Raw genomic sequence first — 26,795 nt, forward strand, 5'->3', positions numbered from 1 at the left:
GGGAACTATACGACGCCCTCGCCCGTTAGACGTTGGTTGAGCTTGAAGGAGGCCGATGATGCACACCTCGACCCACATTCCTGACAAACGCACGGAGGCATCGGACCGCATGAAGCGGACGAAGCCAAACCGCATGCAGAAGGCGCAGGTGCTGCCGCCGCATCATGTTGACCTGACGCTGACGCCCGGCGTCTACCACGACATTCACGTGCCGGCCCATGTTACCGGCGCCGATCTTTCCAGGGGTGGTCCCGACATCAAAGGCAATGCAGAGACCAAGAAATAACGATGTTCCGGAAGCCTCCCGCGCTGACGGTAGATTTGAAGCAGGGTGAGAAACATATGACGATCAACTTTGTGCCCCGCGAGATCTTCATCCGGCACGAAAATGAATGGCAGGCCGTACGCGAGGCGGCGGACGAGCGTATCGATATAGGCAAACGCCAGAAGCCGCTCTCCTCCGTCGGCGGCACGGCATCGGTTGGAAAAGACAATCCTTCGGCCGCACGCTCCGAATGACCAACAGACAATCACGCTGACACGAGCGCCCGGCATGATGCCGGGCGCTCTATTTTTCTATTTGTGTTCATCGCGATCGACACGCTGTCCGGAATTAAAGCCGAACCGCTGTTCGAGTTTACCGAAGGCGAAGAGTACGCAGATGGCGACGAGCGTCGTGAAGAAAGCGATCGGCCAATAGCCGAAGCCCATGGCGAGGCCGATCGCGCCTGAGAGCCACATGCCGGCGCCCGTCGTCAGACCGTGCACCCGACCTCTTGCAAAGACGATCATGCCGGCGGCAAGAAAGGCGACGCCGGCGGTCACGGCTTCGATCACGCGCAACGGATCGATGCGCACCTGTTCGTCATCGGTGAAACCCGGCATGTGCACTGCCTCGATCGAGATGATGGCGAAGAGGGCAGCGGCAAGACTGATCAGAATATGGGTGCGGAAGCCCGCCGGGCGGTCGCGTGCCTCACGCTCGAAGCCGATCAGCCCGCCGAAGACGATGGCGCCGAAGAGGCGGGCGAAAATGACGGGATAGTGGATACGCGACTCCGGTATTATGTCGGCCATAATAAGATCCATGAATTTTCCCCCAGAACAGACGGAGTTTTTCGCTGGCTAACGTCTGAGCGCGGAATTTGTTCAGCTTTTTTCCCTCGTGCGTTTTGGCAGTCCCGTTGGCCTCTCCGGTGCGCGCCGGCGCGTTCATGTCATTGGAGGGAAAGTTCGGCGAACCAAGCATCATCCTGCCGCCGTGCCAACCTTTCGGAAAGGATTAGGCAGCGATAATCCCGGCCTCACGGGAATCGGACAGATGGCCAAGACAGCGACACGCGGCCGCCGCAAGGCGCCGGCGAGAGGAAAGAGCAAAGCGCGCAGCAGTGGTGGCGGATTGCTGCCCTGGGCGGTGATCGGCATTGCCGCGATCGGGGGCATCGTCGCCCACGACCATTGGAAGAGCATCCAGCCGATGCTTGCAAGGCAATCGACGCCGATCACACGGGAAACTGCGGAGCCGAGGCCTGTCGTCAGGAAGGACGCGCCGCCGAAGCAGGTGGCGCTGGCCGCACCCACGCCGAAAGTCGCAGTGCCGCAGCCGCTGCCGCCGGCCGCGATCCCGACGCCGATGATCCAGCCGATAAAGGCGGCGCCGTCGCCGGCCCCCGCTGCCGTTTCGGAAACCGGGACAGTCGCCTTCGGCTATTGCGGGCAGGGCGCTCATATCAATTGCGTCGGCGACGGTGGCGTCTTCTGGTACAAAGGCGAGAAGATCGTAATTGCCGACATGGCAAGCCCGGTGGTCGACCAGGCGCGCTGTGACGGCGAGCGCCGGGTGGCTTTTGCCGCCAAGTCGCGGCTGCTGGCGCTTCTGAACGCCGGACCCTTCGTCATGAATGCGGCGGGCAAGGCCGAGCCCTCTGGCGCGCCGCGCGTCGTCTCGCGCAACGGGCGCTCTTTCGGCGCGCAGCTGATCAATGAGGGCCTAGCACGCAAGCCAGGGGCCGCCGGCAATGCCTGGTGCGCCTGAGGACGGCTACTTACCCTTCTTCACCAGCTTGCCGCCGGTGCGGAAGCTGCCGGTAAACGAGGAGTCCTTGCTTTCGGCGGTGCATTCGATCGCGATCGGCTTGCCGGCATAGGGATTGCCGAAGGTGCAGAAACCGGCGACCTTGACCTCTCCGGTCATCTTGTTGCCTACACCCGTTGTGACGAGGCTGAGCGGCAGGCGGGCGTTGCCATTGGAGGCAGGCTTGATGCCGCTGCCATCGCCCTGGAAGCCCAGCGCCTTGCCATCCGAGGTGAAGATGAAGGTCACCACGCCATTGGCCAGCGTGACACTGGCAAGCTCATTCCTGCAGCCCTTGGTGGCGTCGAATTTGGCGACGACGAGCTTGGCGCATTTGCCTGAAAGCGTAATGACGCCGGGAGCACCAGGAAAGGTCTCGGCGGGCGCGGCCGGCGCGGCAGAGGCCGGCAAGGCGAGGACGGCGGAAAAAAGGGCGGCAGCGGCTAACGCGGATAACTTCATTTCGATCTCAAACCCCATGTCGTGGCCCTATGTCGTGGCGAGGCGAATCACTACCTCACCCTCGGTTCGCCATGGCATGGCTCTGTGTCCGAATTTGGCGCCGTTATTGCTGAGGCGCAAAATTTTTGTCGGCCGCCGGGCTCCCTCGGCGATCGGCGGCAGATGAATGAAAAGTTGGTTGAGCTTGCTGGTTGCAAGGTCCAGCAACGGACATAGGCTGCCGGACATCGGCAGCGAACCGATTTGACACGACAGTGGCAAGGCACTCATCGAGCGTGCCGTCCTGGGCGCACGTCTGGTCAAGGGGAATGGGCCCAGGCAGGGAAGTCCAGGCCCATTCTTTCCCGATCGGAGGTCAGTCAGATCAGGAATTTGTAGCTGCCGGTCTAGAGCATGATGCCGAAAAGTGTGAACGGTTTTCGGACGACATACTGTCTAGCCGGCAGCCTTTTATCAGAACGCGCGCTGCAGGCGGAAGAAGCCCGAGGTAACGTCGCTAGCATTGTCCGGATCGAGATACTGAACCGAAATCTTGGTGGAGAGGTTGTCGACGATCTGGTAATCAACCGTCAGACCGACCTTCCAGGCATCATTGTCGTCGTTGAACTCGCCAGCAGTGATGCCGTAGTTGTTGTAGTACTGAACAGCCGGGGTGATCTTCAGCTTATCAGTCGCCTTGATGGCGTATTCGGCAGCTACAGCCCATTCAGCCTTGTTGTAGTAGGCGTTCGGGTTGCTCGCGTAGACAACTGCGAGGCCGAGCGTGCCCGGACCGACAGCAACCGTACCCATAGCACGGACGGCGCCTTCTTCGTTGTCGGTGTCGTAACCGGCAGTGATCTGATAGCTGAATGCACCAGCCTTGCCGCCGAGGCCGACGGCAACGCCGACGTTGTTGGCGGTTTCACCATTGTAGAACGGGCTGTCTTCCAGCTCGTCAACGCTGATGCCAGCGTAGAAGGCGTCGGTTTCGTACTGATAACGGATGGAGTTATGCAGCGTGACGGGAGAACCGATATCGTCCGTTTCGCCGGAGAGACCATCGTCCCACCAGGAGTAGAACAGACCAGCGCGGAAGCCAGCGATGTCGATGTAGGCGGAGTCGAGGATGGCCTTCTGAGCCGAGGCATTGTCAGCATTGAACTGCATGACGATGACGCCGGTCAGCGGACCATATTCGGTGTCGCTCTTAGCCGTAAACTGAACCTGACCACGCGTACGGGCATCCCAGTCCGAGTCGTTGGGGACAGAACCACCGCCGCCGGCGCCGATCGAGCTGGCGTTCGGAGCAACGTCAACCTGGAAACGGATGTAACCGTTGATCTTGAGGCAGGTTTCGGTGCCCGGGATGTAGAAGTAGCCGGTGCCGTAAGCGTCGCAGACGCGAACGTATTCAACCGGTTCCGGCTCGGCAGCAACGATAGCGTCGGCGGCCTGAGCGCCGGATACTGCTGCAAGTGCAGCAGCGGAGCCGAGAAGAAGGCTCTTGATGTTCATGGAATAAACCTCCAGTTCAGATGCAAGAGGATGAAGACCGTCTGCCCTCGGCAGTCCCTACGTATCTTCAACCCGTGTGACCGAAGCGGCACCGTTTTGGCTCGGTGCCTGCCTCGCCGCGGAAATTACATAAGGGATGTTGCGCCGCAATAACGATATCGATCATGACAGAAGGCTGTCGTGGCTATGTTGCTGAAATAACACGCGTTTTGTCACAAACCCGTCATCTGTCCGTCACAAACCCGCGCTTCCGGATAGGTAGGCAACGAGGGGCTGAATGTTCAGCAGCGGTATGCAATTGATGCTCGAATGAGCGTATTCTCATATGTGAACACGCCGTAACAGCCATCTGCGCGAGTCGGAGGAAGGCTAGGCGACCGCCAGGGTATGCCGATATTGGCCACAGGTTCTAACGGGCAGTGATCGGTGGCTGACGATACGTCGCCTCGACGAGAAGCGACGAAAATCTGGCATGCACTTTTGCTGGAATCGCTCTATTTGCCCTTTTCACCAGCTTGCCGGCGGCCGCTCGGGCGTCGAACGGGGAGAGCTGTCGTCTCGCCAGCGATTTTTGAAGTCGTCCCAGAGGATCGCCACCCCAGCCGCGAGGATCGTGATCGGTATTAGCCAAAGCTTGATACTAATGGGTTCGACGACATGAAACTGCATATAACCGAAGCCGAGGAGGCCAGCCCCAGCTAGGGTGACGCCGAGGATTATGGATATCGCTTTCCGTGTCCGCGTCCTTTGCGTCCTACGTCCCCCCTTTCCCACGTGTGGGGGCTATCCCACGACCATTAAAATCCGGCCCGGATCATGGTCGCGGACCAATCACGTGCAAGCCCTCGCTCCGCAAAGTGCTGGATCTGGAGCGCGTGCCAAGGTGGGGATTTGTCAACGATGTCATGGAGATCGGATGGTGGGCGTGACAGGGATTGAACCTGTGACCCCTACGATGTCAACGTAGTGCTCTCCCGCTGAGCTACACGCCCATCCGATGGCGGCGCATAGATCACAAAACCTTTGGAGCCGTCAATAGGCTTTTTTCAGTTTTGTGACGCGCCGCCCGACAAGCCTTACGCGGCAAGCATCTTGTTGACCTCGTCGACGAGATCGCGCAGGTGGAAAGGCTTGGAAAGGACCTTGGCATCCTTCGGCGCCTTCGAATCAGGGTTCAGCGCCACAGCGGCAAAACCGGTGATGAACATCACCTTCAGGTCGGGGTCGAGCTCGGTGGCGCGGCGCGCCAACTCGATGCCGTCCATTTCGGGCATGACGATATCGGTCAGCAGCAGGGAAAACGGCTCCTCGCGCAGCCGGTCATAGGCGCTGGCGCCATTGTCATAGGAAAGGACCTTGTAGCCGGCCTTTTCGAGCGCTTTCACCAGGAAGCGGCGCATGTCGTTGTCGTCTTCGGCGAGAAGTATCTTCTGAGTCATCAATCCAGACCGCGATCCATAGGTTTTTGGTGGGCTGCCAGCCGTTTACACTAGTCTTTACCCGGTAAACAACCGGTGAATTGCCTGTGCGTGACCGCCATCCCGTTTACATAGTATGGACTTGCGGCCGGGCAACTGGCAACATGGGCCAAGCAGTCAGTTCATGACATGGTAAAGAGGGCCGAAAGTGCCGGAAATACGCGAATACGAGCTTTTTGAGGTTCATGAGCCCGTGTCGCAGACCATTCCCTTCGTCTACAACTCCCCCCATAGCGGCCGCATTTATCCACCGGAATTTATTGCCCAGTCGAGGCTGGAGGGCATCGCCATCCGCCGTTCCGAGGATCACTATGTCGACGAGCTCTTCGGCTCGGCCGTCGCACTCGGCGCGCCGCTGTTGGCGGCCAACTTCCCGCGCGCCTATCTCGACGTCAATCGCGAGCCCTACGAACTCGATCCGCGGATGTTCGACGGGCTGCTGCCGCCCTATGCCAATGTCAATTCGCTCAGGGTCGCCGGCGGACTCGGCACCATCCCGCGCATCGTCGCCGAGAACATGGAGATCTATGCGCGGCGCCTGCCGGTGCAGGAGGGGCTCGACCGCGTCGAAGCGGTCTACAAGCCCTATCATGCGGCGCTTCGCCGACTGATCGCGCGAACGCATGTGCAGTTCGGCTTCGGCGTGCTGATCGACTGCCACTCGATGCCCGGCAATGTGCGCGTCGCCGGCAGCACAGCGCGACCTGATTTCATCATCGGTGATCGCTACGGCACCAGCGCTTCGGCCGAACTTTCGCGCGCGGCCATCGCCATCCTCGAGGAAATGGGCTTTGCGGCGATCCGCAACAAGCCCTATGCCGGCGGCTTCATCACCGAACATTACGGCCGGCCTTCGCGCGGCCTGCACGCGCTGCAAATCGAAGTGAACCGGGCGATCTATGTCGATGAAGTGACGCTGGAGAGACGCGCGGATTTCGCCGAAGTGGCCGACGCCGTCACGGACTTCATGCAGCAGATGGCGGAATACGTCGAGAAATTTGCCGGCGAGCGGGCGCTGGCTGCCGAATAGCTCTCTTTTTCGATGTCGCTGGCGTCTGGCCTTCCCGGCCAAAAAAAACCGCGCTTGTGAGCGCGGCTAAGTCTAGGGAGGAAACACCCAAGGAGGGTATTTACAGTCAGAAGACTGTATGAAGAACCTACTATTGCATTGCACAAATGTCAAGCAATATATTGCATTGCGATATCTTTGGGCAGTTAAATCCAAATTGCCTGCTGTGTTTGCATTCCCGTTGCTTTTCGCTATGAAAAGCGCCACTCCCGCCAGCCAAACGGTGTCATCATGTTTCCTGACCGTTCGTTCTTCAACCGCCTGGCGGAAGCCGCCCGAGCCGAGACGCTTCCGCGATTCCGGTCCGGCCTCGATGTCACGAACAAGCTTCCCTCCGGTTTCGATCCGGTGACGGAGGGCGACCGGGCGGCCGAACTCGCCATCCGGGCGCTGATCGAGGAGAATTTCCCCGGCCACGGCATTCTCGGCGAGGAACACGGCAATGTCGGGCTCGACCGCGAATTTGTCTGGGTGATCGATCCGATCGACGGCACGCGCGCCTTCATATCCGGTGTGCCGGTGTGGGGAACGCTGATCGGCCTGCAGAAAGCGGGCCGGGCGATCATGGGCATGATCGAACAGCCCTTTACCGGCGAGCGTTATTTCGCCGACCAAAACGGCTCGATCTATACCGGGCCGGAGGGCGAGCGGCGGCTGGCGACGCGCCAGTGCGACACGCTTTCGAACGCCATCCTGTTCACCACCTCACCGCATCTCTTTGCCGGCGAGGAAATGGAGAAATACCGCGAGATCGAAGGCCAGGTACGGCTCTTCCGCTACGGCTGCGACTGCTATGCCTATGCGCTGCTTGCCGCCGGCCATATCGATCTCGTCGTTGAAAACAGTCTGAAGCCCTATGATGTCGGCGGCATCATTCCCGTCATCGAGGGGGCGGGCGGCATCATCACCACCTGGGACGGCGGACGGCCGGAAAACGGCGGCTCGATCATCGCTGCCGGCAGCCGGGCAGTCTACGAACAGGCAATCGCCATCCTGCAGCGCTGATCCCCCGGTCGGCAAAGCCGATCCGGCTCACGTGCCGAGGGCGGCGACGTCCTGGTTTTCTTCGGCATCGCTGCCGGGAATGAAGGCGTGGAAGGCCGCAAGGGCGGCGGCGCGGTAGATATCGCGCTCCTGGAAGATCTCGTGACGGGCGCCGTTGATCGGCACCAGCTGGCCGGCGCGGAAATAACGCGAAAGCCGCTCCTGCGCCGTGTAGGGCACGACACCGTCACGCGTGGGGGCGATGACAATGGTCGGGATGGTGATCGAGAAGAGATGGTAGGGTGAGGTGACCCGGTCCATGGTGCGAAAGGCCTCGATCAGCCAGCGAGCCGTCGGCGGCCCGAGCGTCAGTTCCGGATAGGCCTTCATCATTGCAACATTGCGCTCGAAGCGGTCTTCGTCCGAGGTCAGCGGGTTGTCGCTGAAGTTCGGCTCCTTCAGTTTCGAGGTCAGCGGCAGGAAGCCGAGGCCGAGGGCGGTCAGCGTGCCGGCGAGAGCGCGGATGACGCGGGGCGAGGCCGACTGGCCGGTCAGGCCGATGAAGGGCGCCGAGAGCACCATGCGATCGATACGGGTGGTGAGATAGGGCGCGGCCGACAGCGCAATCAGGCCGCCGGTGGAATGCGCGAGCAGATAGAAGGGCAGGCGGGTATCCGGCAGCACCACCTTTTCCAGGAAGGTATCGAGATCACGCTCGTAATCGGCAAAGCGGCGGATGTGGCCATGGTTGCGGCGCTTCATGAGCCGTGATGAACCGCCCTGGCCGCGCAGGTCGAAGGTCGCGACCCAGAGACCCTTGGCCGTGAGGTCGCGGATCGTTTCGAAATATTTCTCGATATATTCGTTTCGGCCGTGCAGGATGACGACGGTGCCCTTGGCAATCTGGCCACTCGAGCGGAAGACGGCGTAACGCAGCTGCTGGCCGTCATGGGTTTCGAAGAACCCCTCCGTGCGGTTTTCCGGGGCGGGATTATCGGGCGTCGAATAGAGAACCTGATCCATGACTTTGCCAATGCGCCGCTGCTGACTGCTTCGCATCAGGGATAGCGCATGGCATCCGGCTTGGAAAGCGGTGTGCCCGCAAGGCCTGCTGCAGGAAAAGGGCCGGCAGGAGCATGAGGGTGCTCGCGGCCGGCCGAAGTTGAGACTGAAGAAGAAGGGACGATGCACTTCAGCCATCGGGACCAGATTCACCCGACGCCGAAATTCCTAAGCGAATGCGCCTGAACGCGCTCCGAACCGGCCGTTCATGCGGGGTTCACGGGCCGATCAAGGCGATTCCGGAAAGGCCTTGAACTCCTCGAATCCCATCACCATCTCCTTTCTGCGGGTGCCGAACAGGGCCTGCGCAACCGTCCCAAGGCCGCCAAAAATGGGGTCTCAGGGGCATTTCATCGCAACACGTCGCTTCCACAGGAGGACATCATGCGTCACGTAGACTTCTCTCCCCTTTATCGTTCGACCGTCGGTTTCGACCGGCTCTTCACCATGCTTGACAGCCTTGCCCAGCCGGAGCAGGCGCAGACCTATCCGCCCTATAATATCGAGCGCACCGGTGAAAACACCTATCGCATCACCATGGCCGTTGCCGGTTTCGACGAGACCGAACTTTCGATCGAAGCCCATGCCCATGTGCTGTCCGTGAAGGGTGAAAAGAATGAGGAACCTGCCGAAAGCGGCGAATTCCTCTACCGCGGCATTGCCAAGCGCGCCTTCGAGCGCCGCTTCCAGCTTGCCGATCATGTCGAGGTGACCGCCGCTTCGCTGAAGAACGGCCTGCTGCACATCGACCTTCTGCGCAATATTCCCGAGGCCATGAAGCCCCGCAAGATTGCGATCGCCGCAGAACCGGTTGAAGCTCCGAAGGCCATCGAAGCACAGATCATCAATGGCTAATCACATCCTTGTCGGATAAAACGAACGGCGCTCCATCGGGGCGCCGTTTTTATTGTTGTTCAGGCCGGGCTGGCGGCTTCGTCTATCTCTTTTTGCGTTGCCCGGCGGGCCGCGGCGGCGGCGTATTTCTGGGCGATGACGGCGCAGACCATCAGCTGAATCTGGTGGAAGAGCATCAGCGGCAGCACGATCGCGCCGATCGACTGGCCGGCGAAGATGACGTTCGCCATCGGCACGCCGCTTGCGAGGCTCTTCTTCGAGCCGCAGAAGGTGATGGTGATCTGGTCGGGTTTGTTGAAGCCCAGCCAGCGGCTGCCGAACATCGTCAGCACCAGGACAATCGCCAGCAGAACCATGTCGGCGACGATGACGACGGCGATATCGGCGATCGAAAAGGTGTGCCACAGGCCCTCGACGACCGCCGTGCTGAAGGCGAGGTAGACGACCATCAGGATCGAGCCGCGGTCGACAGGCATCAGGATCTTCTTCTTGGCGCGAATCCAGTCGCCGATCCAGGGCTGCAGAATCTGGCCGACGATGAAGGGAGCAAGCAGCTGCAGCAGGATCTGCTCTAATGCGTCGAAGGAGAAGCCGCCATGACCGCCGATGGAAAACAGCAGGCCGACGAGCAGCGGCGTCAGGAACATGCCGAAGATGTTGGATGCCGAGGCCGAGCAGATGGCGGCGGGGACGTTGCCGCCCGCCATCGAGGTGAAGGCGATCGACGACTGCACCGTCGACGGCAGCACGCAGAGGAAGAGGATGCCGAGATAAAGCGGCTGCGGCAGGATCGTGTCGGGGATCAGTCCGAGCGCCATGCCGAGCAGCGGGAAGATGCCGAAGGTCGTCAGCAGGATGACGATATGGAGGCGCCAGTGCAGCAGGCCTGATATGACCACGTCGCGCGACAGGCGGGCGCCATGCAGGAAAAACAGCAGCGCGATGGCGAGATCGGTGGCGATACCGAAATAATCCGCGAACGTGCCGCTTGCCGGCAGCAACGAGGCAAGGATGACGGTACAAACGAGCAGGATGGTGAATGTATCGGGCAGAAAGCGGCGCATGGCGGTCTCGCGGCTTGATAAAACAGTCATTGTTCTGTCGTCCATTATGATCCAGGATGCAAGGAATAACAGTTATCGAGAAGCTGGACCATGTTGGACCTTTCGCAATTGCGCAGTTTCGTCGCCGTCGAGCAGATGGGCAGTTTCACGCTTGCCGCCGAAAGGCTGGGCCTCGGGCAGTCCACGGTCAGCCAGCATATCCAGCGGCTGGAGACAGCACTCGGGCGTAGGCTGCTGGCGCGCGACACGCATAAAGTGATGCTGACCGGTGATGGCGAGGCGCTGCTGTCGCATGCGCGCGCCATGCTTTCGATAGAGGGGCAGGTACAGTCGCTGTTTAAGAACAACAGCCTGCGCGGCAGTCTGCGGCTCGGCGTGTCGGAGGATTTCGTTACCAGCCAGTTGCCGGCGGTGCTCGAGGATTTCGTGCGTTCCCACCCCTCGGTCGACCTCGAACTGACAGTGGCGCTTTCCGGTGTTCTTTACGAGATGCAGGACAGTGGCGAGATCGATCTGGTGCTCGCCAAGCGCCGGCTCGGCGATGCGCGCGGAAAACTCGTCTATCGCGAGCCGCTCGTCTGGCTGGCGCGCGATCCCGAGCGTGTGCTCGCCTCCGGCCCTCTGCCGCTGATCGCCTTTCCGCCGCCGAGCGTCACACGGGTGATCGCGCTCGAAGCACTCGGGCGAAACGGGGTGCCGTGGCGGATCGTTTGCACCTGCGGCAGCCTGAGCGGGCTGACGGCGGCGGCGCGGGCCGGGATGGGCGTGCTGGTTCAGCCGCGCAGCATGGCGCCTTCAGGATTGAAGGAGATCGCTGCGGGAAGACTTCCGGTGCTGGAGGATGTGGAATTCGTGCTGGTGCCGCGCAAGGGCGCGGACCAGGCATTGGTTTCAGCACTGTCCGAGGATATTCTGCAAAAGGTGAGGGGACTGAGGTCGGCGTGAATCCTTGCGTCACCGAAAGGCCTGCCGGGCCGGCAAGCCTTTCGGGCAGGCGATCAGGCGGCCAGGCACTTCAGGAAGCCATCGACATCCGCTTCTGTTGTCGCGAAGCTGGTGACAAGGCGGATCAGGCTCTCGCTTTCAGAAGCGAGTTCGGGCGTTGCCGCCGGGACCGGCCATTCGTAAAATTTCGCGCCCTTTTCCTCCGCGGTTTTCGCAGCGCTTTTGCTGACGACGGCAAAGACTTCGTTGGACGCGGTCGGCCAGGCGAGGCGAGCGGCGTTGCTGGTGGCGATGCCGGCGCGCAGCCGGTCGGCCATGCCGTTCGAATGGCGGGCGAGATCGAGCCAGAGGCCGTTTTCGAAATAGGCATCGAACTGGGTGGCGATGAAACGCGACTTGGAGAAGAGCTGGGCGGCGCGCTTGCGGATGAAGGGCATTTCCCGGGCTTGATCCGGATTAAAGAAGACGATCGCTTCGGCACACCAGCAGCCGTTCTTGGTGCCGCCGAAGGATAGCATGTCGACACCGCGCTTCCAGGTCATCTCGGCCGGGCTGGCGCCGAGCGCGACCAGGGCGTTGGCGAAGCGGGCGCCATCCATGTGGAGCGGCAGATTGCGCTTCTTGGCGATGGCGGCAATCTCGCCGATCTCCGGCAAGGAATAAACGGTGCCGATCTCGGTCGCCTGGGTGATGGTCACCGCGCTGGCGCGGCCGTGATGGACGGCATCCTCGGGAAAGCTTGCGATCTTCGCCGAGAGCTTTGCCGGATCGATCTTGCCGGCTTCGCCGTCAACGGCAACGAGGCGGGCGGAGCCGGAGAAAAATTCCGGCGCGCCGCATTCATCCTCGATCACATGGGCCTCCGAATGGCAGAAGGTGATGCCGCCGGGGCGCTGGACGCTTGCCAGCGACAGGGAGTTGGCGGCCGTGCCGGTGGCGACGAAGAAGATCGAAACCTCACGCTCGAAGATCTCGGAAAAGCGGGCTTCGACCTTTCTGTCGAGATCGCCGGCGCCATAGGCGGCGGCAAAGCCGGTCGATTCCGTCAGCAGACGCTCGGCAATGGATTTGTGAGCGCCGGCCCAGTTATCGGAAGCAAAGAACATAGGGGGGAACCGTGGGGAAGGAGGGGTTGGCATCCGCAGCGGACATTACGCCAAAGCTTCACAGGATCAAGGTTGTCGCCCGCGACACATCACGGAAATTGAACTACGCAATCAATAAACAAAATCGCACGTCTCTACGTAATTTTATTTCGTCATCGCCGCTACCCAGGCAATCTTCCGTCGCAAATTAACGTTTTTTGACGGAGCGCTCTTGCAGAGCCGGATGCTTTCTGGCATAGAACTGATGAATTAGGACAGTGTTGCTGTCCTATTTTGGCCTTTATGACCGAAGAGGCGCCGAAAGCCCTGGAACAGACCGGCTTTCACGCTATAGTTCTTCCGAGCGTCAAGCCTCAAGGGGCGGCGCGCGGAAGCGAATGGCAGGCGCGGAACGCGACGGTTTGCTTTCCTTTAAAGCAGATGTCTGCGGCCGATCTTCACAATGCAACAGCGCTGTCATGCGCCGAACCTATCTTCGGGTTGCGGCGCGGGACGAAAAGCCGCCCGCGGCCCCGCGGGCTTCGACAGGAGGAAAGATGATGACGAAGACGCCATCCATGGAAGTTGACCGGTTTGCTGCTGCAGAGCTGCGCGCGACGGCCAATTTCTCCAAATCCGCCTCCGGCCTGCCGAAGAAACAGGGCCTCTACGATCCGCGCAACGAACATGATGCCTGCGGCGTCGGCTTCGTCGCGCATATGAAGGGCCAGAAGTCGCACCAGATCGTCAAGGATGGCCTTTTCATCCTTGAAAACCTGACGCATCGCGGCGCCGTCGGCGCCGATCCGCTGATGGGTGATGGTGCCGGCATCCTGGTGCAGATCCCCGACCGTTTCTTCCGTGAGGAGATGGCCGAGCAGGGCATCACCCTGCCGCCGGTCGGGGAATATGGCGTCGGCCATATCTTCATGCCGCGCGATGAAAAGCAGATCGAGCACTTCAAGAAGGTGATCAAGGACGTCATCACTGAGGAAGGCCAGGTCTTCATCGGTTTTCGCGACGTGCCGGTCGATAATTCCTCGCTCTCAAAGGCGCCGGCGATTGCCGCGACCGAGCCGCATCACGTGCAGGTCTTCATCGGCGCCGGCGAGGATGCCGAAAACAACGACGAGTTCGAGCGGCGGCTGTTCACGCTGCGCAAGGTGATCTCCAATCGCATCTATGACGAGTTCGACGGCGAGGAGAGCAATTTCTATCCGGTGTCGCTGTCGTCGGCGACGGTGGTCTATAAGGGCATGTTCCTGGCCTATCAGGTCGGCGCCTATTACAAGGACCTGTCGGACCCGCGTTTCGAAAGCGCGGTCGCCCTGGTGCACCAGCGCTTCTCGACCAACACCTTCCCGTCATGGAAGCTCGCGCATCCCTATCGCATGGTCGCCCATAACGGCGAGATCAACACGCTGCGCGGCAATGTCAACTGGATGGCCGCGCGCCAGGCGTCGGTCTCCTCGCCGCTGTTCGGCGAAGACATTTCCAAGCTCTGGCCGATCTCCTACGAGGGACAGTCGGACACGGCCTGCTTCGACAATGCTCTCGAATTCCTGGTGCGCGGCGGTTATTCGCTGGCGCATGCGGTGATGATGCTGATTCCGGAAGCCTGGGCCGGCAACCAGTCGATGGCGGCCGAACGCAAGGCCTTCTACGAATATCATGCCGCACTGATGGAGCCCTGGGACGGGCCGGCTGCCGTCGCCTTCACCGACGGCAAGCAGATCGGCGCGACACTCGACCGCAACGGCCTGCGGCCGGCGCGCTACCTCGTCACCGATGACGACCGCGTCATCATGGCGTCCGAAGCCGGCGTGCTGCCGGTTCCGGAGGAGAAGATCATTCAGAAGTGGCGCCTGCAGCCGGGCAAGATGCTGCTGATCGATATGGAAGAAGGCCGCATCATCTCCGATGACGAGGTGAAGTCGCAGCTGGCGACGGCGCATCCCTATCGCAGCTGGCTCAACCGCACCCAGCTCATCCTCGAAGACCTGAAGCCAGTGGAACCGCGGGCGCTGCGCCGCGACGTGTCGCTGCTCGATCGCCAGCAGGCCTTCGGCTACACGCTCGAGGATACTCGTATCCTGATGTCGCCGATGGCGACGACGGGCCAGGAAGCGATCGGCTCGATGGGCACGGATACGCCGATCTCGGCGATGTCGGAAAAGCCGAAGCTGCTCTACACCTATTTCAAGCAGAACTTCGCGCAGGTGACCAACCCGCCGATCGACCCGATCCGCGAGGAACTGGTCATGAGCCTGGTTTCCTTCATCGGGCCGCGCCCGAACATTCTAGACCACGAAGGCGCGGCGAACGCCAAGCGGCTCGAGGTTCGTCAGCCGATCCTGACCAATGGCGATCTCGAGAAGATCCGTTCGATCGGCCATACGGAAGACCGTTTCGACACCAAGACCCTCGATTTCACCTATGATATCGAGCGTGGCGCCGAAGGCATGCCCGAGATGCTCGACCGGCTCTGCGAGCGCGCGGAAGCGGCCGTCAAGGGCGGCTACAACATTATCGTGCTCTCCGATCGCCAGATCGGGCCGGACCGGATCGCCATTCCGGCACTGCTGGCGACGGCTGCCGTGCATCACCATCTGATCCGCAAGGGGCTGCGCACCTCGGTCGGTCTCGTCGTCGAGACCGGAGAGCCGCGCGAAGTCCATCATTTCTGCCTGCTCGCCGGCTACGGCGCCGAGGCGATCAACCCTTATCTTGCCTTCGACACGCTGCTCGACATGCATGCCAAGGGCGAATTCCCGAAGGAAGTGGATGCTTCCGAAATCGTCTACCGCTACATCAAGGCCGTCGGCAAAGGCATCCTCAAGGTCATGTCGAAGATGGGCATCTCGACTTACCAGTCCTATTGCGGCGCGCAGATCTTCGATGCGATCGGCCTGCAGTCCGAACTGATCGACAAGTATTTCTTCGGAACCGCGACGATGATCGAAGGCGTCGGCCTCGAAGCGATCGCAGCGGAAACCGTCGCCCGCCATAACGCGGCGTTCGGCACCGATCCGCTCCTTGCCACGACACTCGACATCGGCGGCGAATACGCCTACCGCATGCGCGGCGAAAGCCATGCCTGGACGCCGGATGCGGTCGCGGCCCTTCAGCATGCGGTGCGCGGCAATGCAGAGGACCGCTACCGCGAATTCGCCGACATGGTGAACAATTCGGCGCTGCGCATGAACACGATCCGCGGGCTCTTCAAGATGAAGAGCGCCGAGGCGCTCGGCCGCAAGCCGGTATCGATCGACGAGGTCGAGCCGGCGGCCGATATCGTCAAGCGTTTCTCGACTGGGGCGATGTCTTTCGGCTCGATCTCCAGGGAGGCGCATACTACGCTGGCGATCGCCATGAACCGGATCGGCGGCAAGTCGAACACCGGCGAGGGCGGTGAAGAATCCGACCGCTATATACCGCTGGCCAATGGTTCGATGAACCCGGAACGTTCGGCGATCAAGCAGATCGCCTCGGGCCGCTTCGGGGTGACCACCGAATATCTGGTCAATGCCGACGTGCTGCAGATCAAGGTGGCGCAAGGCGCCAAGCCTGGCGAAGGCGGCCAGCTGCCGGGTCACAAGGTTGACGCGACGGTTGCCAAGACCCGCCATTCGACGCCGGGTGTCGGCCTGATCTCGCCGCCGCCGCACCACGACATCTATTCGATCGAAGATCTGGCGCAGCTGATCTACGATCTGAAGAACGTCAACCCGACCGCCGATGTTTCGGTCAAGCTCGTCTCTGAAGTCGGCGTTGGCACGGTTGCCGCCGGCGTCGCCAAGGCGCGCGCCGACCACATCACGGTCGCCGGCTTCGACGGCGGCACGGGTGCGTCGCCGCTGACCTCGCTCAAACATGCCGGCAGCCCCTGGGAAATCGGCCTTGCCGAGACCCAGCAGACGCTGGTGCTGAACGGCTTGCGTTCGCGCGTCGCCCTGCAGGTGGACGGCGGGCTAAAGACCGGCCGCGACGTGATCATCGGGGCGCTGCTTGGAGCCGACGAGTTTGGTTTTGCCACCGCGCCGCTCATTGCCGCCGGCTGCATCATGATGCGCAAGTGCCATCTCAACACCTGTCCGGTGGGTGTGGCGACCCAGGATCCGGTGCTGCGCAAGCGCTTCAAGGGCGCGCCGGAGCACGTCATCAACTACTTCTTTTTCGTCGCCAACGAAGTGCGCGAAATCCTTGCCTCGCTGGGCTTCACCCGGCTTGACGAGATCATCGGCGCCTCGGAGCTGCTGGAGAAGGACGAGATGCTGAACCACTGGAAGGCGAAGGGCCTCGACTTCAGCCGCATCTTCCACAAGGTCGATGCTCCCAAGGAAGAGACCTTCTGGACGAGCCGGCAGAAGCACCCGATCGACGACATTCTCGACCGCGTGCTGATCGAGCAGGCGCAGCCGGCACTGACGGCCAAGACGCCCGTCGCCTTCGAGGTCGGCATCAAGAACGTCGACCGGTCGACGGGCGCGATGCTTTCCGGCGAGGTCGCCAAGCGTTATCGCCATCGCGGGCTGAAGGAAGACACGATTAATGTGACGCTTCGCGGCACGGCGGGACAGAGCTTCGGCGCCTTCCTGGCACGCGGCGTCACCTTCAACCTGATCGGCGACGGCAACGATTATGTCGGCAAGGGCCTTTCGGGCGGCAAGATCATCATCCGGCCGCCGGAGAATTCGAGGCTCGTGGCCGAGGACTCGATCATCGTCGGCAACACCGTGCTCTATGGTGCGACCGAGGGCGAATGCTATTTCCGCGGTGTGGCGGGCGAACGTTTCGCCGTGCGCAACTCGGGCGCGATCGCCATCGTCGAGGGTGTCGGCGACCATGGCTGCGAATACATGACCGGTGGCGTCGTCGTCGTGCTCGGCGCCACGGGCCGCAACTTCGCGGCCGGCATGTCCGGCGGTGTCGCCTACGTGCTCGATGAAACCGGCGATTTCGCCAGCCGCTGCAACATGGCGATGGTCGAGCTCGAGCCGGTGCCCGAGGAGGACGACATGCTGGAGAAGCTGCATCATCACGGCGGGGACCTCATGCACAAGGGACGCGTCGACGTCTCCGGCGACATGACGCGCCATGACGAGGAGCGCCTCTACCAGCTGATCTCCAACCATCTGCATTATACGGGCTCGGCCCGCGCCACGCAGATCCTCGACAACTGGGCCGATTACCGCCCGAAATTCCGCAAGGTCATGCCGGTCGAATACCGGCGTGCGCTCGAGGAAATGGAGCGCAGCCGGATGGGCATCGCCGCGGAATGAATTGCACCGGACATCCGTCACCGGCTGACTGCCGGTGACGGATGACGAAAATATCTCGATGACCCGAGACGATCACGCCGGCGGCGAAGGCTGTCCAGATCGCACGGATGTCTTTCAGGGGATATGGTCCAATGACGGTCAAGACAAGCAACTTGCCCCGGGTACCGGGACTGACGATAGACAGATTGGCTGCGGTGAGGCGGTCATGAGGGTAAGGGACGAAAACATGGGTAAGGTAACAGGGTTTCTGGAAATCGACCGGCAGGTGGCGAAGTACCAGCCGGCGTCGGATCGCATCCGTCATTTCCGCGAGTTCACGATCCCGATGTCGGACCCGGAAGTGCAGAAACAGGCCGCGCGCTGCATGGACTGTGGCATCCCCTATTGCCACGGCCCCACCGGCTGCCCTGTTCACAACCAGATACCCGATTGGAACGACCTCGTTTACAACAACAACTGGGAAGCGGCGATCCAGAATCTGCACTCGACCAACAACTTCCCTGAGTTCACCGGTCGCGTCTGCCCGGCGCCTTGCGAGGAAGCCTGCACGTTGAATCTCGAGGATGCTCCGGTCGCCATCAAGACGGTCGAGCAGGCGATTGCCGACAAGGCTTATGAGCTCGGCTTCATCCGGCCGCAGCCGGCCACCGTCCATACCGGCAAGAAGGTCGCCGTCATCGGCTCCGGCCCCGCCGGCATGGCAGCCGCCCAGCAGCTCGGCCGCGCTGGCCATGAGGTGCATCTCTATGAGCGCGAGACCAAGCCGGGCGGACTGCTGCGTTACGGCATTCCCGATTTCAAGATGGAGAAGAACTTCATCGACCGCCGCGTCGAGCAGATGAAGGGCGAGGGCGTCACCTTCCATTGCGGTGTCAATGTCGGCGTCGACGTAAAGGTCGAGCAGTTGCTCGCCGATCACGACGCCGTGCTTTACTGCGGCGGCTCCGAGACGCCGCGTGAGGCGGGCATTCCGGGCACCGACCTTGCGGGCGTGCATGATGCGATGCCCTATCTTGTGCAGCAGAACCGCCGCGTCGGGCGCGAAAACATCGACAGCGTCGGCTGGCCGTCGGACCCGATCCTTGCCGGCGCCAAACATATCGTCGTCGTCGGCGGCGGCGATACGGCTTCGGACTGCGTCGGCACGGCGTTCCGGCAGGGAGCCGTCAAGGTCACCCAGCTCGACATCCGGCCGCAGCCGCCGGAGAAGGAAGACAAGCTTGCCGTCTGGCCCTTCTGGGCGACGAAGATGCGCACCTCTTCCTCGCAGGCCGAGGGCGCCGTGCGTGAATTCCAGGTGGCCACTCTTGAATTCGTCGGCGAAGACGGCGTGCTGACCGGCGTCAAATGCTGCGAGGTCGACGAGCGCCGGCGGCCGGTTCCAGGTACGGAATTCGTCATCCGAGCCGATCTCGCTTTCATCGCCATCGGTTTCCGCGGGCCGTTCACCGGCAGCGTGCTGAAGGAGCTCGAGGGCAAGCTGACGCTCAACACCGACAAGCGCGGCTCGACCAACGTCGTCGCCAACGACCGCGACTACAAGACTTCCATCGACAAGTTCTGGACGGCGGGCGACGTGCGCCGCGGCCAATCGCTGGTGGTCTGGGCGATCCGCGAAGGCCGCCAGGCGGCGCGCGCCATCGACGAGGAATTGATGGGCTCGACCGTCCTACCGAACTGACCTTCGGCCGCCGACACATTTCCGAAGACATGAACTCCGCCCCCTTCGGCGGAGTTTTTCATGGTGCGCCGTGTCCGACAGGACGCGGGAGCGACCTCCTCGAAGCGGCGAGCCGCCTCCCGCGGCCTTTTCACTTGACCGAGACTTCGGCCGGCGCTTTTGCCACCGGCAGGCGGTAATCATCGACGCGGCCGGGAGGCGCCGGCGTCATTTCGCCCTGCTCGACGAGGAGATCGCGCGGCGACCGCGTCAAAGTCGGAGGCGGCGGCCTGGCGCCGAGAAGCTCGGCGCCGCCGTCGAGATTCGGATCGGAGAGGCTGATCGGCACGGTATGTTCGACCGGATTGGCGGGAAGGCCGAGGCCGGGCAGATTGCTGGAGTCGAGGCGGACCAGATCGGGGCTTGCCTGGGTGCCGAGAAGACGCCGCGCCGGTTTTTCCACATAGAAGGCGAGCTTGCGCCGACCGGCCTGGGTCAGGTTGATGCCGTCGGAGGTGCGCAGGCGCACCTGTTGGCCGTTCACATCCGAACCGGTGACGATGAAGTTGCCGTTTTCATCGACGAAACCGTCCCAGATATCGACGAATTCGCCGCCGATGCTTTCCATCTGGTTGCGGTAGAGCTGGTTCATCTGAACGGCATCGGCCGTCATCTGATCGGATTCGAAGGCGGGAAGGCCGACCCAGAGCAGCGGTATCTTACGATCGGTGACCTCCTTGCCGAAGGAAAGCACGCGGCGGCGGTATTCGGCGAACCAGCCATCGGTGCGGAATTTTTCCTTGGCGGTGTCGGTCACCATCTGCTGGCGGTCGTTGGCGCCGATCATGACGACGACCATTGCCGGCTTCAGCTCGTCGATCATCTTCGGCAGCTGTTCCGGCCAGTCGTAATAATCGTCGCGGACAAGACCCGTTGAGACGTTGCCGCGGGCTTCGACGACGACACCTGGCGATGTCTCGAAGGCGGCGGTGAGGCCGTCGCCAAGGCCGCTGGCCAGGAAATCGCCGACGATCAGGATCTTTCGGGCGTCGCCGAGCTTCTGTACGACCGGCTCCTCCTGTACGGGAGCGCGGACCGGCGGTGCCGTGCGGGTATTGACGATGGCTTTCTGCGCCGGCGGGCGTTTGCGCTGCTGGCGTCTCGGCTGCTGGACGTCAGGGGCTTGCGGGCGGTCGTCGAGATAGCGCCGACCGAGGAAGAAATCGAGGATCGACCGGCGTTGATAGCGCTGCTCCTGGGCTTCGGCGACATGCGCCGGCGCAGACACGCCAAGGCATAGCGAAGCCGCCGCCAGGGCGAGCACAAGCCAACGGATTTTACCGGTCCGATCAGTTTTCTTCGTCATGGGCAGTTCCGCATCTGCCGGCATCTTGCACGCGGGGTAGGCCAGCGTCCACTCCCGCTATTATCTAGGTCACGGTTCTGCCGCTTCCAATCAGCACTTGCTTTTTGGCGTCTGCTCTAGAGCAGTTCCAGCCAAAGTGTGCGCGGTTTTGCGTTCAGAATTGCGTGAAAACAAAAAGATAGAGCATTTTCGTGATTCGAAGAAAACGGAAATGCTCTAGCGACGAAGTGCGTTCAGCAGCGGTAGCGAGGGCTCGCCGTCCGGCTGCATGCCGATGCGAGACTGCACGGCTGATATCGCCGCCTTCGAACCCGAGCCGAAATTGCCGTCGACCTCGCCATTGTAATAGCCGAGCGTCTTGAGACGCGTCTGCAACTCGAATTTCTCGGTGATGTCGAGTGCGCCGTTCGGGCGCGGCCAACGCTGCTGCATGCCGCCGTAGCCGGCGATCTGGTCGGCCAGCAGGCCGACGGCAAGCGCGTAGCTATCCGAGGCATTGTAGTTCTTGATGGTGAAGAAGTTGGCGGTCATCAGGAAGCCCGGGCCACTGGGCCCGGCCGGCATCTTCAATACGGCCTTGGTGCCGCTCTCGCGGAAAGCCTTGCCGTTCGGGCGGGTCAGGCCGAGTGCCGCCCATTGCGCCAGCGTGTGAGTCTTGCCGGCCTGTTTGGCGGCGGCTGCGGGAACGACGACCTCGTAGCCCCAGGTCTTGCCGGTGTCCCAGCCGTTCTTCCTCAGGAGATTGGCCGAGGTCGCCAGCGCGTCGGGGATCGAGTTCCAGATGTCGCGATGGCCGTTGCCGTCGGCATCGATGGCATAAAGCAGGTAGCTTGTCGGAATGAACTGGGTGTGGCCCATGGCGCCGGCCCAGGAACCGGTCATCTCACGCGCCGGCACATCGCCGTTCTGCAGGATCTTCAGTGCGGCAACGAGTTGCTTCTTGGCGAATTTGGCTCTGCGCGGATCGGCATAGGCAAGTGTTGCCAGGGCGCGCGGCACGTAATGCAGTCGGTCGTCTTTGTCGAGGACCGCGCCGTAATTCGATTCCATCGACCAGATGGCGAGCAGAATGCTCTTGTCGACGCCGAAGCGCTGCTCGATTGCAGCGAGCGTCCTTGCATGCTTGGCGGCCATCTCGCGGCCGATCTTAACCGTATAGGGATTGACGCGCGAATCGACATAGTCCCAGATCTTCGCTGTGAATTCCGGCTGGTAGGCGGCCTTTTCGAGCACGGTCGGATCGGGCTCGCTCACCCCGGAAAAGGCCTTTTGATAGGTTGCCTTACTGATGCCACTCTGAGCGGCAGTTTGGTAAAAATCCGCGATCCATTTCTGGAACCGGGAATCAGCTTTCGCGTTGTCGGGGACCAGTCCTACCTGAGCTGCGACAATCAGCGCGAGAGCAAGACCACGAAGGGAGTTTTTGTGATTCTGGGTCATCGACAGTCGTATCCCACATCTTCAGTTTCAGGCGTAGCAGGGCTTCATGTCCGCCCAGACCCGAGACTACAGGAACGGAGTCAACAAAATCTTTACCATGACCGTCCGCTGAGGTCACCAGTTGCAAAACAGTTGCAATTCTATACTAGTCAGACGTGAACGGCTTTATTTAAAAGGCGATATAGTCAAAGCAGGAGGCCTGTGTGGCGCATCACAATAAAGTTCGTAAGGCAGTTTTCCCGGTGGCAGGGTTGGGAACGCGATTCCTGCCAGCAACCAAGGCTGTTCCAAAGGAAATGTTGACGGTCGTCGACAAGCCCATCATCCAATATGTCGTCGATGAGGCTATCGAGGCTGGGATCGAGCATCTGGTGTTCGTCACCGGCCGCAACAAGCATGTCATCGAAGATTATTTCGATATTCATTTCGAACTTGAGCAAACGCTCAAGGAGCGCGCCAAGAAGGCGGAAATCACCCTCCTGCAGCAGCAGCTTCCCAAGGCAGGTACGGTGAGCTTTACCCGTCAGCAGGAGCCGCTCGGTCTCGGCCACGCCGTATGGTGCGCCCGCGAGATCGTCGGCGACGAGCCCTTCGCACTGTTGCTGCCCGACATGATCATGAAGGGCGAGAAGGGCTGCATGAAGGGCATGATCGACCTTTACGCCCATAGCGGCGGCAATATCATCGCCGTCGAGGAATGCGCGCCCGACCAAGCGCATAAATACGGCATCGTCGGTGTCGGCGAAGCGATCGGCGAAGGCTTCCGCATCACCGGCATGGTGGAAAAGCCCGCCAAGGGGACGGCGCCTTCCAACTTCTTCATCAACGGCCGCTACATCCTGCAGCCGGAGATCTTCAAGATCCTCGAAACCCAGGAGCGCGGCGCCGGCAACGAGATCCAGCTCACCGACGGCATGCTGAAGCTGCTGAGGGAACAGGATTTTGCCGGTTACCACTTCCGCGGCACAACCTACGACTGTGGCGCCAAGGACGGCTTCATCCTGGCTAACGTCGCTTACGCCCTCGAACGTGCAGACATCCGTCCGTCGGTTGAAGGCGGCTTCAAGGAACTGCTTGCCGGCTTGAAGTAAGGGTCCCGCTCAGCGCATAATCAAGATCAGAATCGAGAGCGCCGCACCTCCAACCGGATGCGCGGCGCTCTCAACAGTATGAGCATGATGTTGCCCGAAAACCGCTCACACTTTTCGGCATCATGTTCTGAAGCGCGTCACGATCTTTCAGATTCGCTCCTCGCACTTTAGGTCTTTGTTTTGCGCATGTCGTTGGCGCAAAACCGCGACACGCTTTAGCGTTTCAGCTTCAGACCGACACCGGCTCGCCATTGTTGCGAATCAGTGCCTTCCTTGCGCGTCGTCAGCTCGTAGCCGAGTGTGCTGGTCAGATCGAGATAGCGGTTGATGTTCCAGGTCAGGCCGGTTGCGGCGGTATAGACGAGCTCGTCGTTGCTGGTGCTGTCCGTGGGATAATCGCGCCATATGACCCCGCCGATCATCGTCCCGACCAGGTTGTCGCGCAACTGGTGGGTGACCGTCGTCGTCAGCGCGTGCGAGACGTAGCCGCTTTCGCCTGCCGTGGTCGAGGGCTGGATGCTCGTCTGCAGGTCGAGATTGACATCGGTGCCGCGGATCGGCGACCAGAGCAGGCTCGCATCGAGCGTGGCGGTATCGATCGAGGACAGCCGGCTGTCCTCGAAATCCGCCATCTCGTAGCCGACGCCGACTTCACCCTTCAGCTTTTCGCCAAGGTCGACCTCGACGCCTGCCTTGGCGCCATAGCTATGGCCGGAGCGCTCGTAACCGGCGGAATCGTGGGTTTCATCGTAGACCGAACGGCCGATCGTTGCCTCGATGAAGGGAATGAGCGCGGGAGACAGCTCGTAGCCGACGCGGCCGCGTAGCGTACCGGTCGTCTGGTTACGGTCGCTGAGGGCGACGGTGGTGCCGTTGGCAAGCTTGGCATCCGAATAGATCGAGCGGGTCAGTGCCAGTGCCGTCGTGCCGCGCAAGATGCCGAAATCGCGTTGGACGGAGGCGCCGGCCGAAAATTCCTGCACGTCGGACTGTTGCGCGGCGTCGGCGATGGCGTCGGGATCGTCCGTATCCTCACGGTAGAAATTATAGCCAGCGGTGAGGTGCGCGGTCGTATCGTCGGGAAGATCCAGCCTGAGATCGCCGTTGACTTTAAAGGAAGGCTGCTCCTCGCCCTCGCCGCTGATGTTCCTCTGCCAGGCGCCTTCCGAGGTGACGGTCAGCTGGTGCCGACCCCAGTCGGACGTCAGCGTCGCAGCCGCATCCGTTTCGAGAAAGGCGCGCCGCTGCCTGGTATTGCCGTCCTTGGTGGTCTCGGTGTTGATGCTCTGGGTGACGCTCGGGCGGAGCACGAAAGTGCCGATCGGGATTCCTGGCGTTTCTGCCGTCGATGCGCTCTCGACAGCCCTGCTGCGCGGCAGTGCCTCGTCGATCGGCGCCTCGCGGGTGTTCAGCCGGCGTATGTCCTCGTCGAGGATGGAGCCGGTAATGTCGTCGCCGGCTTGCGCATCCGGTATGGCGGGCTGCTGGGCATCGTCCGCGTTCGCAGTCGCGCCGTTTGCCGCAGGAGTGGCGGTATCGCCGGTCTCGTCATCGAAACCGGCAGATGCGGTATTGTTGGTGGCGCGATTGTCCTCAGAGGCGGCGGAGCGGCTGTCTGCCGGCTGCGACGAGGCGGACTGCGCGAAGGCTGCCGTGTGGCTGAGAAACAGGGTACCCAGCACGGCAAAAGAGACGGCACGGCTCATGGCGCGGAGCGGCGCCACACTGCTCGTCTGTTTTGGCTGGCCCATGCAATTCGCGCCTGACATGCTTTCGGTTCTTACCCAAAGGTAAAGCCTCGTGGTTAATCATTCGTTGCCGGCGGCGGGGGCGCTGTTCACAATTCGGAAAGAGTGCGGGTCGGAAAGAGTGCGGGGTGGACTTGGAAAGTGAAAAGGTCTAACGCAATTTCATGAACAGAAGAGCGATCAACCTCATTGAGAACAGTGTTCTCGAGTCGGCAAAACGCACGATAGAGACCGAAAGACGCGGTCTTGAAGCGCTCGAACAGGCTTTTGACAATGGATTGGCCGGTCCTTTCACGCGGGCCGTCGAAGTCATCGGCGACATCTCCGGACGTGTGATCGTCACCGGCGTCGGCAAGAGCGGGCATATCGGCGTGAAAATCGCAGCGACCCTTGCTTCGACGGGGACGCCCGCATTCTTCGTGCATGCGGCGGAAGCCAATCACGGTGACCTCGGCATGATCGGGCAGGGTGATGTGATCATCGCCATTTCCTGGGGCGGCCAGGCGCAAGAACTCAAGGCGATCCTCTCCTATTCGAGGCGGTTTTCCATTCCGCTGATTGCCATTACCTGCGACGAGAAGTCGAGTCTCGGCCTTGCCGCCGATATCGTGCTCAAGCTGCCGAGGGAGGCTGAGGCCTGCCCGCATGGCTTAGCGCCGACGACCTCGGCAATCATGCAGCTTGCAATCGGCGACGCGCTGGCGGTGTCGCTTTTGGAGGCGCGCGGCTTTACCGCCACGGATTTCCACGTCTTCCATCCGGGCGGCAAGCTGGGCGCCAGCCTGATGCACGTCGCCGATGTCATGCATACCGGCGAGCAGCTGCCGCTCGTTGCCCAGGGCACACCGATGCCGGAGGCGATCATGGTGCTGTCGCGCAAGCATTTCGGCTGCGTCGGCGTGCTGGACAAGGATGGGCGGCTTTGCGGCATCGTCACCGAAGGCGACATGGCGCGCAACCTGACGCGCAATCTTGCCGAGCTTACCGTCGACGACATCATGACGCGGACGCCGAAGACGGTGAAGCAGACGGTGCTGGCGACCGCGGCCCTGGCGCTGCTCAACCAGCATCATATCGGCGCGCTGATCGTCATCGACGACGAGCGCCGGCCGGTCGGGCTGGTGCATTTCCACGACCTGCTGCGGATCGGCGTCGCCTGATCAGGCTTGTCTGATCAGATCGGCTCGACCCTCAGGTCGCGGCCGTGACACGAAACCACCTTCACCTGTGTTCCCACGGGAAGGTCGGGTCCCATCACCTGCCATAGCGTATCGTCGAGGCGAATGCGGCCCCGGCCCTCGCGGATCGGCTCGTGCAGCGTTGCCGTGCGGCCGACGAGGCTCTCGCCGCGCTGATTGAGGAAAGGCTCGTCGGTCGTCGCATTGCGCAACGTCAGTCGGCGGCCGGCGAAGGTCGCGGCAACGGCGAGAAGCGCAAAAAGGATCGCCTGCAACTCCCAGACCCAGAAGGCGCTGTCCCAGAAGAGCAGCGACAGCGCGCCGACGATCAAGGCGGCAAGGCCGATCCAGACCAGGAAGAAGCCGGGAACGATCATTTCCGCGGCGAGCAGCACGAGGCCCGCGACCCACCAGCTCCACGGACCGAGTTCGGCGACGATCTTCGCCAGCATGGC

The 26,795-nt window shown here is 61.6% G+C and carries 23 protein-coding genes, 1 tRNA gene and 1 pseudogene; 11 read left to right on the top strand and 14 right to left on the bottom strand.

From position 1 onward, the window contains the following. Window positions 1-55 precede the first annotated feature (55 nt). Both G9X64_RS18095 and G9X64_RS18100 read left to right on the top strand, forming a co-directional pair. Window positions 56-286, top strand: coding sequence for a hypothetical protein (locus G9X64_RS18095; protein WP_168308573.1), 231 nt, complete (start codon window positions 56-58; stop codon window positions 284-286). Window positions 287-342: 56 nt separating this feature from the next. Beyond that, the gene (locus G9X64_RS18100; protein WP_168308572.1) at window positions 343-519 is read left to right on the top strand and encodes a hypothetical protein; all 177 of its coding nucleotides are present in this window, start codon (window positions 343-345) and stop codon (window positions 517-519) included. Between the two features lie 57 nt (window positions 520-576). On the opposite strand, the gene G9X64_RS18105 is transcribed toward G9X64_RS18100, so the two are convergent. Continuing rightward, a complete protein-coding gene (locus G9X64_RS18105; RefSeq protein WP_168308571.1) occupies window positions 577-1,089 on the bottom strand; it encodes an MgtC/SapB family protein in 513 nt (170 codons plus the stop codon). Window positions 1,090-1,321: 232 nt separating this feature from the next. Between G9X64_RS18105 and G9X64_RS18110 the strand changes: the two genes are divergently transcribed. After that, window positions 1,322-2,035 carry a hypothetical protein gene (locus G9X64_RS18110; protein ID WP_168315397.1) on the top strand — a complete coding sequence of 238 codons (714 nt, stop codon included), beginning with the start codon at window positions 1,322-1,324 and terminating at the stop codon, window positions 2,033-2,035. Between the two features lie 6 nt (window positions 2,036-2,041). Here the strand turns inward: G9X64_RS18110 and G9X64_RS18115 are convergent, their stop codons facing one another. The 6 genes and pseudogenes from G9X64_RS18115 to cpdR1 all read right to left on the bottom strand — a co-directional run bounded on the left by G9X64_RS18115 (window position 2,042) and on the right by cpdR1 (window position 5,472). After that, complete coding sequence (locus tag G9X64_RS18115; RefSeq protein ID WP_206735345.1) at window positions 2,042-2,536, bottom strand: hypothetical protein; 495 nt, start codon at window positions 2,534-2,536, stop codon at window positions 2,042-2,044. Window positions 2,537-2,563: 27 nt separating this feature from the next. Continuing rightward, entirely contained in the window at window positions 2,564-2,806 is a 243-nt protein-coding gene (locus tag G9X64_RS18120) for a hypothetical protein (protein ID WP_171377115.1), read from the bottom strand. Window positions 2,807-2,989: 183 nt separating this feature from the next. After that, window positions 2,990-4,033, bottom strand: coding sequence for a porin (locus tag G9X64_RS18125; protein WP_168308569.1), 1,044 nt, complete (start codon window positions 4,031-4,033; stop codon window positions 2,990-2,992). 567 nt (window positions 4,034-4,600) lie between these two features. After that, window positions 4,601-4,807 (bottom strand): annotated as a pseudogene (locus G9X64_RS37120) (hypothetical protein); the annotation flags it as partial. A 143-nt stretch (window positions 4,808-4,950) separates the two neighbouring features. Continuing rightward, window positions 4,951-5,025: transfer RNA gene (locus G9X64_RS18130), tRNA-Val, on the bottom strand. Window positions 5,026-5,109: 84 nt separating this feature from the next. Beyond that, entirely contained in the window at window positions 5,110-5,472 is a 363-nt protein-coding gene (cpdR1, locus tag G9X64_RS18135) for a response regulator CpdR1 (protein WP_003542883.1), read from the bottom strand. 187 nt (window positions 5,473-5,659) lie between these two features. Here cpdR1 and G9X64_RS18140 point away from each other — a divergent pair, with 187 nt between their 5' ends. Beyond that, on the top strand, window positions 5,660-6,541 hold the full coding sequence (locus tag G9X64_RS18140; RefSeq protein WP_171377116.1) for an N-formylglutamate amidohydrolase: 882 nt from the start codon (window positions 5,660-5,662) through the stop codon (window positions 6,539-6,541). A gap of 270 nt (window positions 6,542-6,811) precedes the next feature. Next, window positions 6,812-7,585 (top strand): histidinol-phosphatase, encoded by a 774-nt coding sequence (gene hisN / locus G9X64_RS18145; protein ID WP_171377117.1) that lies wholly within the window; start codon window positions 6,812-6,814, stop codon window positions 7,583-7,585. Between the two features lie 27 nt (window positions 7,586-7,612). Here hisN and G9X64_RS18150 read toward each other — a convergent pair whose 3' ends face one another. Then, window positions 7,613-8,587: an alpha/beta fold hydrolase gene (locus G9X64_RS18150; RefSeq protein ID WP_168315395.1), complete on the bottom strand. Its 975-nt coding sequence runs from the start codon at window positions 8,585-8,587 to the stop codon at window positions 7,613-7,615. Window positions 8,588-9,010: 423 nt separating this feature from the next. Here G9X64_RS18150 and G9X64_RS18155 point away from each other — a divergent pair, with 423 nt between their 5' ends. After that, the gene (locus tag G9X64_RS18155) at window positions 9,011-9,481 is read left to right on the top strand and encodes an Hsp20 family protein (RefSeq protein WP_003542878.1); all 471 of its coding nucleotides are present in this window, start codon (window positions 9,011-9,013) and stop codon (window positions 9,479-9,481) included. 59 nt (window positions 9,482-9,540) lie between these two features. Here G9X64_RS18155 and G9X64_RS18160 read toward each other — a convergent pair whose 3' ends face one another. Then, a complete protein-coding gene (locus tag G9X64_RS18160; RefSeq protein ID WP_171377118.1) occupies window positions 9,541-10,590 on the bottom strand; it encodes a bile acid:sodium symporter family protein in 1,050 nt (349 codons plus the stop codon). 45 nt (window positions 10,591-10,635) lie between these two features. On the opposite strand from G9X64_RS18160, the gene G9X64_RS18165 reads away from it, so the two are divergent. Next, window positions 10,636-11,490, top strand: coding sequence for a LysR substrate-binding domain-containing protein (locus G9X64_RS18165; protein ID WP_168308563.1), 855 nt, complete (start codon window positions 10,636-10,638; stop codon window positions 11,488-11,490). Window positions 11,491-11,543: 53 nt separating this feature from the next. On the opposite strand, the gene G9X64_RS18170 is transcribed toward G9X64_RS18165, so the two are convergent. Beyond that, window positions 11,544-12,596 (bottom strand): threonine aldolase family protein, encoded by a 1,053-nt coding sequence (locus tag G9X64_RS18170; protein WP_168308562.1) that lies wholly within the window; start codon window positions 12,594-12,596, stop codon window positions 11,544-11,546. A gap of 536 nt (window positions 12,597-13,132) precedes the next feature. Between G9X64_RS18170 and gltB the strand changes: the two genes are divergently transcribed. Further along, on the top strand, window positions 13,133-17,857 hold the full coding sequence (gene gltB / locus G9X64_RS18175; protein WP_171377119.1) for a glutamate synthase large subunit: 4,725 nt from the start codon (window positions 13,133-13,135) through the stop codon (window positions 17,855-17,857). A 226-nt stretch (window positions 17,858-18,083) separates the two neighbouring features. Next, entirely contained in the window at window positions 18,084-19,538 is a 1,455-nt protein-coding gene (locus G9X64_RS18180) for a glutamate synthase subunit beta (protein WP_168308561.1), read from the top strand. A gap of 130 nt (window positions 19,539-19,668) precedes the next feature. Here the strand turns inward: G9X64_RS18180 and G9X64_RS18185 are convergent, their stop codons facing one another. Further along, the gene (locus tag G9X64_RS18185) at window positions 19,669-20,907 is read right to left on the bottom strand and encodes an SGNH/GDSL hydrolase family protein (RefSeq protein WP_171377120.1); all 1,239 of its coding nucleotides are present in this window, start codon (window positions 20,905-20,907) and stop codon (window positions 19,669-19,671) included. A 192-nt stretch (window positions 20,908-21,099) separates the two neighbouring features. Beyond that, entirely contained in the window at window positions 21,100-22,323 is a 1,224-nt protein-coding gene (locus tag G9X64_RS18190) for a lytic murein transglycosylase (RefSeq protein ID WP_171377121.1), read from the bottom strand. A 203-nt stretch (window positions 22,324-22,526) separates the two neighbouring features. Here G9X64_RS18190 and galU point away from each other — a divergent pair, with 203 nt between their 5' ends. Then, the gene (galU, locus tag G9X64_RS18195) at window positions 22,527-23,414 is read left to right on the top strand and encodes a UTP--glucose-1-phosphate uridylyltransferase GalU (protein WP_168315391.1); all 888 of its coding nucleotides are present in this window, start codon (window positions 22,527-22,529) and stop codon (window positions 23,412-23,414) included. Between the two features lie 215 nt (window positions 23,415-23,629). Here galU and G9X64_RS18200 read toward each other — a convergent pair whose 3' ends face one another. Continuing rightward, the gene (locus tag G9X64_RS18200; RefSeq protein WP_171377122.1) at window positions 23,630-25,165 is read right to left on the bottom strand and encodes an outer membrane beta-barrel protein; all 1,536 of its coding nucleotides are present in this window, start codon (window positions 25,163-25,165) and stop codon (window positions 23,630-23,632) included. Between the two features lie 161 nt (window positions 25,166-25,326). On the opposite strand from G9X64_RS18200, the gene G9X64_RS18205 reads away from it, so the two are divergent. Further along, complete coding sequence (locus tag G9X64_RS18205) at window positions 25,327-26,322, top strand: KpsF/GutQ family sugar-phosphate isomerase (RefSeq protein ID WP_168308556.1); 996 nt, start codon at window positions 25,327-25,329, stop codon at window positions 26,320-26,322. 14 nt (window positions 26,323-26,336) lie between these two features. Here the strand turns inward: G9X64_RS18205 and G9X64_RS18210 are convergent, their stop codons facing one another. Then, window positions 26,337-26,792, bottom strand: coding sequence for an NfeD family protein (locus G9X64_RS18210; RefSeq protein ID WP_168308555.1), 456 nt, complete (start codon window positions 26,790-26,792; stop codon window positions 26,337-26,339). Between the last annotated feature and the right edge of the window lie 3 nt (window positions 26,793-26,795).

The organism is Rhizobium sophorae (assembly GCF_013087515.1).
In the GTDB taxonomy this organism is placed as follows: domain Bacteria; phylum Pseudomonadota; class Alphaproteobacteria; order Rhizobiales; family Rhizobiaceae; genus Rhizobium; species Rhizobium sophorae.

Coding starts and splice junctions, on each gene's coding strand:
- G9X64_RS18125 (WP_168308569.1), bottom strand. CDS start 4,033: ATGAACATCAAGAGCCTTCTTCTCGGCTCCGCTGCTGCACTTGCAGCA.
- G9X64_RS18150 (WP_168315395.1), bottom strand. CDS start 8,587: ATGGATCAGGTTCTCTATTCGACGCCCGATAATCCCGCCCCGGAAAAC.
- G9X64_RS18190 (WP_171377121.1), bottom strand. CDS start 22,323: ATGACCCAGAATCACAAAAACTCCCTTCGTGGTCTTGCTCTCGCGCTG.
- G9X64_RS18200 (WP_171377122.1), bottom strand. CDS start 25,165: ATGGGCCAGCCAAAACAGACGAGCAGTGTGGCGCCGCTCCGCGCCATG.
- G9X64_RS18100 (WP_168308572.1), top strand. CDS start 343: ATGACGATCAACTTTGTGCCCCGCGAGATCTTCATCCGGCACGAAAAT.
- G9X64_RS18120 (WP_171377115.1), bottom strand. CDS start 2,806: ATGAGTGCCTTGCCACTGTCGTGTCAAATCGGTTCGCTGCCGATGTCC.
- G9X64_RS18180 (WP_168308561.1), top strand. CDS start 18,084: ATGGGTAAGGTAACAGGGTTTCTGGAAATCGACCGGCAGGTGGCGAAG.
- gltB (WP_171377119.1), top strand. CDS start 13,133: ATGATGACGAAGACGCCATCCATGGAAGTTGACCGGTTTGCTGCTGCA.
- G9X64_RS18115 (WP_206735345.1), bottom strand. CDS start 2,536: ATGAAGTTATCCGCGTTAGCCGCTGCCGCCCTTTTTTCCGCCGTCCTC.
- hisN (WP_171377117.1), top strand. CDS start 6,812: ATGTTTCCTGACCGTTCGTTCTTCAACCGCCTGGCGGAAGCCGCCCGA.
- G9X64_RS18185 (WP_171377120.1), bottom strand. CDS start 20,907: ATGCCGGCAGATGCGGAACTGCCCATGACGAAGAAAACTGATCGGACC.
- G9X64_RS18205 (WP_168308556.1), top strand. CDS start 25,327: ATGAACAGAAGAGCGATCAACCTCATTGAGAACAGTGTTCTCGAGTCG.
- G9X64_RS18095 (WP_168308573.1), top strand. CDS start 56: ATGATGCACACCTCGACCCACATTCCTGACAAACGCACGGAGGCATCG.
- G9X64_RS18155 (WP_003542878.1), top strand. CDS start 9,011: ATGCGTCACGTAGACTTCTCTCCCCTTTATCGTTCGACCGTCGGTTTC.
- G9X64_RS18110 (WP_168315397.1), top strand. CDS start 1,322: ATGGCCAAGACAGCGACACGCGGCCGCCGCAAGGCGCCGGCGAGAGGA.
- G9X64_RS18160 (WP_171377118.1), bottom strand. CDS start 10,590: ATGGACGACAGAACAATGACTGTTTTATCAAGCCGCGAGACCGCCATG.
- G9X64_RS18210 (WP_168308555.1), bottom strand. CDS start 26,792: ATGCTGGCGAAGATCGTCGCCGAACTCGGTCCGTGGAGCTGGTGGGTC.
- cpdR1 (WP_003542883.1), bottom strand. CDS start 5,472: ATGACTCAGAAGATACTTCTCGCCGAAGACGACAACGACATGCGCCGC.
- G9X64_RS18105 (WP_168308571.1), bottom strand. CDS start 1,089: ATGGATCTTATTATGGCCGACATAATACCGGAGTCGCGTATCCACTAT.
- G9X64_RS18170 (WP_168308562.1), bottom strand. CDS start 12,596: ATGTTCTTTGCTTCCGATAACTGGGCCGGCGCTCACAAATCCATTGCC.
- G9X64_RS18165 (WP_168308563.1), top strand. CDS start 10,636: ATGTTGGACCTTTCGCAATTGCGCAGTTTCGTCGCCGTCGAGCAGATG.